This window comes from Halorubrum sp. SP9 (assembly GCF_005435015.1).
Lineage (GTDB): Archaea > Halobacteriota > Halobacteria > Halobacteriales > Haloferacaceae > Halorubrum > Halorubrum sodomense.
On the sequence record NZ_SGXU01000008.1, the window covers coordinates 1 to 5,075 of the forward strand.

The window sequence follows — 5,075 nt, forward strand, 5'->3', positions numbered from 1 at the left end:
GGGTTGTTGAGCGCGACCGCGTCGCCGACCGCCTCGCGGACCGCGCGGACGCGCTCGACGTCGGCGTCGACGTCGCGGGCGCCGACCTTCAGCTTGAGGCAGTCGAACCCCGCCTCGACCGCCCGCCTCGCCTCGGCGGCGGTCTCGTCCGGTCCGGCGTCCCCGACGGTCGCGTTGATCGGGACGGCGTCCGCGGGCGCGGATTCGACGCCGGCGCCGTCCGCGAGCCGGTCCGCGAGCCGCTCCCCGGCGTCGCGGGCCGCGGCGTCGGCGAGCGCGAGGGAGACGCCGTGCCGGGCCGCCGGAGTCGCCTCGGCGTTCAGCGACTCCAGCGGCGGTTCGGCTTCAGCTCGACCGTCGAGTTCGTCGAGCGCCGTCGCGCACGCATCCCGCGACTCCGTCCACCCCGGAAGCGGGGTCGCCTCGCCGACGCCGGTCACCCCGGTTTCGCGCTCGACCGCGATCACGAACCCCTCTCGACTGCGAATTTTCCCCCGAGCGGTGCCGAGCGGGCGGGTCAGGTCGAGGGCGAACGGGCGGTGTCGCACCGTGACTGGGGGGTTCTCGTCGCGGGGGTAATCGCGGGTCACACCGCGAGGCCGACCGCGAACGCGACGGCGTACGCCGCGAGCAGTTTGCCGGTCGATTCGAGCGCGGGGTTGAGCGCCTCGCCGGACGTCTCGGTCAGCACCGTCCGGGCGACGGACGCCGCCAGCGGGAGGGTGACGAGCGGGAGCAGCGTCGCGAGGCCGTCGCCGCGCGCGACGAACCACAGCGGGACGAGGTACGCCAGCGCGAGCATCGCGAGGTACTCGGCGCGGGCGAAGCGGTAGCCGAACCGGACGGCGAGGGTCCGCTTGCCCGTCGAGGCGTCCTCCTCGCGGTCGCGGAGGTTGTTGACGACGAGGATGTTCGTCGAGAGCGCGGCGATCGGGAGGCTCGCGACGAGCGCCGCGAGCGTGACGGTGCCGTCGGGAACACCCACCGGGAACCACCCGGAGAGGAGCGCGGCCGCTTGGACGTAGTAGGTCCCCGTCACCGCGATCACCCCGAAGAAGACGAACACGAAGAGGTCGCCGAGCCCGTGGTAGCCGAGCGGGTACGGGCCGCCGGTGTAAGCGATCCCGGCGGCGACGGAGGCGAGCCCGATCACGACGATCGGAACGCCGCCGACGACGACGAGGTAGGTACCGACGCCGATCGCGGCCGCGAACGTGAGCCACATCGCTCGCTTCACCTCGGTCGGTTCGATGAGGCCGCTGGCGACGACGCGGGTGAACCCCTCGCGGTCGTCGGTGTCGGCGCCCTGGATCGCGTCGTAGTAGTCGTTCGCGAAGTTCGTGCCGACCTGGATCAGCGCCGCGCCGACGAGCGCCGCCAGCGCCGGCAGCGGGGCGAACACGCCGTCGGCGAGCGCGAGCCCGACGCCGACGATCACCGGCGCGGCCGCCGCCGGGAGCGTCTGGGGGCGGGCGGCGATCACCCACGCCCGCCGACGAGTCACCTCGGTGGTCATTGCCGCCCGTTGGTGCGTGTCGTTCCTTAAGCTTGCCATCGCGTTTCGTCTCCCTTCGCGTCGATACCGAGTCGCGGCGAGCGATACCGCGTCGCGCGCGCGCGGACGACCGCGTTCGGGCCGCCGTCGCGTCGTCCTCGACGCGCTGCGATCGACAGATTCGACAGGGATCGGCCCGTAGCGCTCGTATGACCGACACGGAGGCCGCGTCGGCGAACGGCATCGCGGCGCGATACGAGGAGGCCGACGGCGAGCGACTGCTCACTTTCTCGCTTGACGGCCGCGAGGCCGCCGTCGCGCAGAACGTCGAGGGGTACGCCATGCTGAAGGTCCGTCCCGGCCCCGACGGCGACGAACTGGAGCGGTACTACGGGTTCGACATGGCGCTCGACCACGCCGCCGAACTGCTCGGCGTCGCCGTCTCGGAGCTTCCGGTGCCGGACGCCGCCGCCGACATGGGAATGTAGCCGGGCCGGCGACGCGTCCGGACCTCGCAGTCGGGTGGGCTCTCACGGCAGACCGCGCGACCGCCGCAAACAACCAGCAACATGGTCCGATACCCGGAACGGAAGCCGAACGGCTTCGTCGGGGCGTGAGATGGGGTCAGAAACGCATATCTGGATGTCAGCGACCCTGACGCGGCGATCGCCGCCCGTGTAAACGGTACTCATTGACGAAAATAAATAACTGATAAGCATCATAGCCGTAGCTGAATATTCTCAATAGCCATATCGGTTTATGAGTGGCACCGGTACGAGGAGTCACGATGGAGCGAAGACAATTCCTGCGCGGTACCGGCGCGGCGATCGGCGGTTCGCTGCTCGCCGGCTGCGCGGGAAGCGGCGGCGAATCCGGAACGGTGACGGTCGACTACGCGTACTACAACCCGGTCAGTCTCGTGTTGCGCGAGAAGGGGTGGCTCGAAGCGGCGTTCGCGGACACCGGCACCGACGTCGAGTGGGTGTTGAGCCTCGGGAGCAACCAGGCCAACGAGTACGCGCAAAGCGGCGCGGCGGACGTCTCCTCGACCGCCGGGATCGCGGCGCTGATGGCCCGCACGAACGGCGTGCCGATCACGACGCCGTACGTCTACTCGAATCCCGAGTGGACCGCGCTCGTGACCTTCCGGGGGACCGGCATCGAGTCGGCGGCCGACCTCGAGGGGAAGCGCGTCGCCGCCACCCGCGGGACCGACCCGTACTTCTTCCTGCTTCAGGCGCTCGAGGACGCCGGACTGAGCGCGGAGGACGTGGAGATCGTCCACCTCCAGCACCCGGAGGGGCAGTCCGCGCTCATCCAGGGCGACGTCGACGCCTGGGCCGGCCTCGATCCCCACATGGCGGAACTGGAACTCGAGTACGAGGGCGCGGAGCTGTTCTTCCGCGAGCCGCGGTACAACACGTACGGCTTCCTCAACTTCCTCGACGGGTTCCTCGCGAACCGCACGGCGGACGCCCGTCGCGTCCTCGAGGCCTACGAGCGGGGTCGCGAGTGGGCCATCGAGAACCCCGAGGCGACAGCGGGGATCCTCGCGGACGCCTCGGGGATGTCCGAGCCGGTCGCGGAGCGCGTGTTCACCCAGCGGACCGACCTCTCCCGGCCGATCCCGGGCGAACCGCACCGCGAGCTGCTGTCGAACCTCTCGCCGATCCTCGAACGCGAGGACCTCGTGACCGACGACGCGAACCCCGCCGGCGCCGTCGACGAGCTGATCGACTCGGAGTTCGCGAGCGGGGTCGTCTGAGATGGCCGCCGACACCCGCCGGGAGTCGGACGTCTCCCGCGAGTCCGACGCCCGTCACGGGTCGGACGCCGGCGGGTCGGCCCGCGTCGCGGAGCCTCGCACGCTCGGCCCGATCCCCGTCCCCTCTGCGAGCCGGTTCCGGCCGCTGCTCGGGCTGTTCGTTCCCCTCGCTCTCGTCGTCGTCTGGCACGCACTCGTCACGACCGGCGTCTTCGCCGCCTACCAGTTGCCGCCGCCGCTTCGGGTGGCGAAGACCCTCTACGGGATGGCGGCGTCCGGAGAGCTGTGGGGCCACGTCGCCATCACGCTCCAGCGCGTGGCGCTCGGCGCGGGCCTCGGAATCGTCGTCGGCACCGTCTTCGGGACTCTCACCGGCCTTTCGCGGACGGCGAGCGACCTGCTGGACCCCCTGCTCCAGAGCCTGAAGAACATCCCGTCGCTGGCGTGGGTGCCGCTGTTCCTCCTCTGGTTCGGCATCGGCGAGACCGCGAAGGTGCTGCTCATCTCGGTCGGCGCCTTCTTCCCGGTGTACCTCAACCTCTCGACGGGGATCGCGGCGGTCGACGAGGAGCTCTTGGAGGTCGCCGAGGTGTACGACCTCGGGCGCGTCGAGTCGCTGCGCCGGGTCGTGTTCCCGGCCGCGCTCCCGGACCTGCTCGTCGGGATCCGCGGCGGCGTCGGGCTGGCGTGGATGTTCGTCGTCGCCGCCGAGCTCATCGCGGCGAGCCAGGGGATCGGGTTCCTGCTGAGCGACGGGCGGGCCCTCGCGCGGCCCGACATCATCGTGGGCTCGATCCTGCTTTTCGCCTTCCTCGGTAACTGCTCGGATGTCGCGGTGAAGGAGGTGAGGAACCGTGTCGTCGGACGCTGACGCGGACGTCACCCCGTCGTCGGCCGACGGGGTCGACGCGGCGACGCCGACCGGCGAGGCCGATCCCGACTCGTCGACCGCGGATCCGGTCCTCGCGGTCGACGACCTCCGGAAGCGGTACGACGACACCGTCGCGCTCGACGGCGTCGACCTCGCGGTCGCGGACGGGGAGTTCGTCGCCGTCGTCGGCCCCTCAGGCTGCGGGAAGTCGACGCTGCTCCGCGTGCTCTCGGGGCTCGAAGCCGAGTTCGGCGGCCGCGTCGCGGTCGACGGGACGGACGTGCGCGACGGCGGCAGCGACGCCGTCGGCATGGTGTTTCAGGAACCGCGGCTGCTCGACTGGGCGGACGTGCGCGAGAACGTCGCGGTCGGGCTCCCGTCCGACGTCGACCCTGCGAGCCCGCCGGCCCGCGAGCGCGTCGACGACCTGATCGAGACGGTCGGTCTCGACGGGTTCGCCGAGAGCCGTCCGGACGAGCTCTCCGGGGGGATGGCCCAGCGCGTGTCGCTCGCGCGGGGACTGGCGTACGACCCCTCCGTGCTGCTGCTCGACGAGCCGTTCTCGGCGCTCGACCGCCTGACCAAGGCGGACCAACAGGACCACCTGCTCGACGTGTGGGAGGAGCGCGGGACGACCGTCGTCCTCGTCACTCACGACGTCGAGGAGGCGGTCTACCTCGCGGACCGCGTGGTCGTCCTCTCCGGCCAACCGGGCACGGTTGCGTCCGTCGTCGACGTCGACATCGACCGCCCCCGCGACCGGGCGGACGCCGACTTGGTCGCGCTCCGCCGCGAGGTGACGGACGCCCTCGGTCGGTAGCCGCGCCGACCTTGGAGGGCCCTCGGCTCGCGACGCGCGCCGACCTTGGAGGGCCCTCGGCTCGCGACGCGCGCCGACCTTGGAGGGCCCTCGGCTCGCGACGCGCGCCGACCTTGGAGGGCCC

The 5,075-nt window shown here is 71.5% G+C and carries 6 protein-coding genes; 4 read left to right on the forward strand and 2 right to left on the reverse strand.

What is annotated here, in order from left to right; all coding sequences use genetic code 11:
• Together EXE45_RS06345 and EXE45_RS06350 are read right to left on the reverse strand one after the other, a co-directional pair.
• Window positions 1-590: enolase C-terminal domain-like protein (locus EXE45_RS06345; RefSeq protein ID WP_274595468.1), on the reverse strand; the 590-nt coding region annotated here is incomplete at its 3' end.
• Window positions 587-1,516 carry a 1,4-dihydroxy-2-naphthoate polyprenyltransferase gene (locus EXE45_RS06350; protein ID WP_092921640.1) on the reverse strand — a complete coding sequence of 310 codons (930 nt, stop codon included), beginning with the start codon at window positions 1,514-1,516 and terminating at the stop codon, window positions 587-589. The genes EXE45_RS06350 and EXE45_RS06345, both read right to left, overlap by 4 nt.
• Before the next feature lie 188 nt (window positions 1,517-1,704).
• Here EXE45_RS06350 and EXE45_RS06355 point away from each other — a divergent pair, with 188 nt between their 5' ends.
• The 4 genes from EXE45_RS06355 to EXE45_RS06370 all read left to right on the forward strand — a co-directional run bounded on the left by EXE45_RS06355 (window position 1,705) and on the right by EXE45_RS06370 (window position 4,951).
• Entirely contained in the window at window positions 1,705-1,983 is a 279-nt protein-coding gene (locus EXE45_RS06355) for a hypothetical protein (protein ID WP_092921642.1), read from the forward strand.
• Between the two features lie 299 nt (window positions 1,984-2,282).
• On the forward strand, window positions 2,283-3,260 hold the full coding sequence (locus EXE45_RS06360; RefSeq protein ID WP_137693842.1) for a substrate-binding domain-containing protein: 978 nt from the start codon (window positions 2,283-2,285) through the stop codon (window positions 3,258-3,260).
• Between the two features lies 1 nt (window position 3,261).
• Window positions 3,262-4,131 (forward strand): ABC transporter permease, encoded by an 870-nt coding sequence (locus EXE45_RS06365; RefSeq protein WP_137693843.1) that lies wholly within the window; start codon window positions 3,262-3,264, stop codon window positions 4,129-4,131.
• Entirely contained in the window at window positions 4,115-4,951 is an 837-nt protein-coding gene (locus tag EXE45_RS06370) for an ABC transporter ATP-binding protein (protein ID WP_137693844.1), read from the forward strand. The genes EXE45_RS06365 and EXE45_RS06370 overlap by 17 nt, the downstream gene beginning before the upstream one ends.
• The last annotated feature ends 124 nt before the right edge of the window (window positions 4,952-5,075 follow it).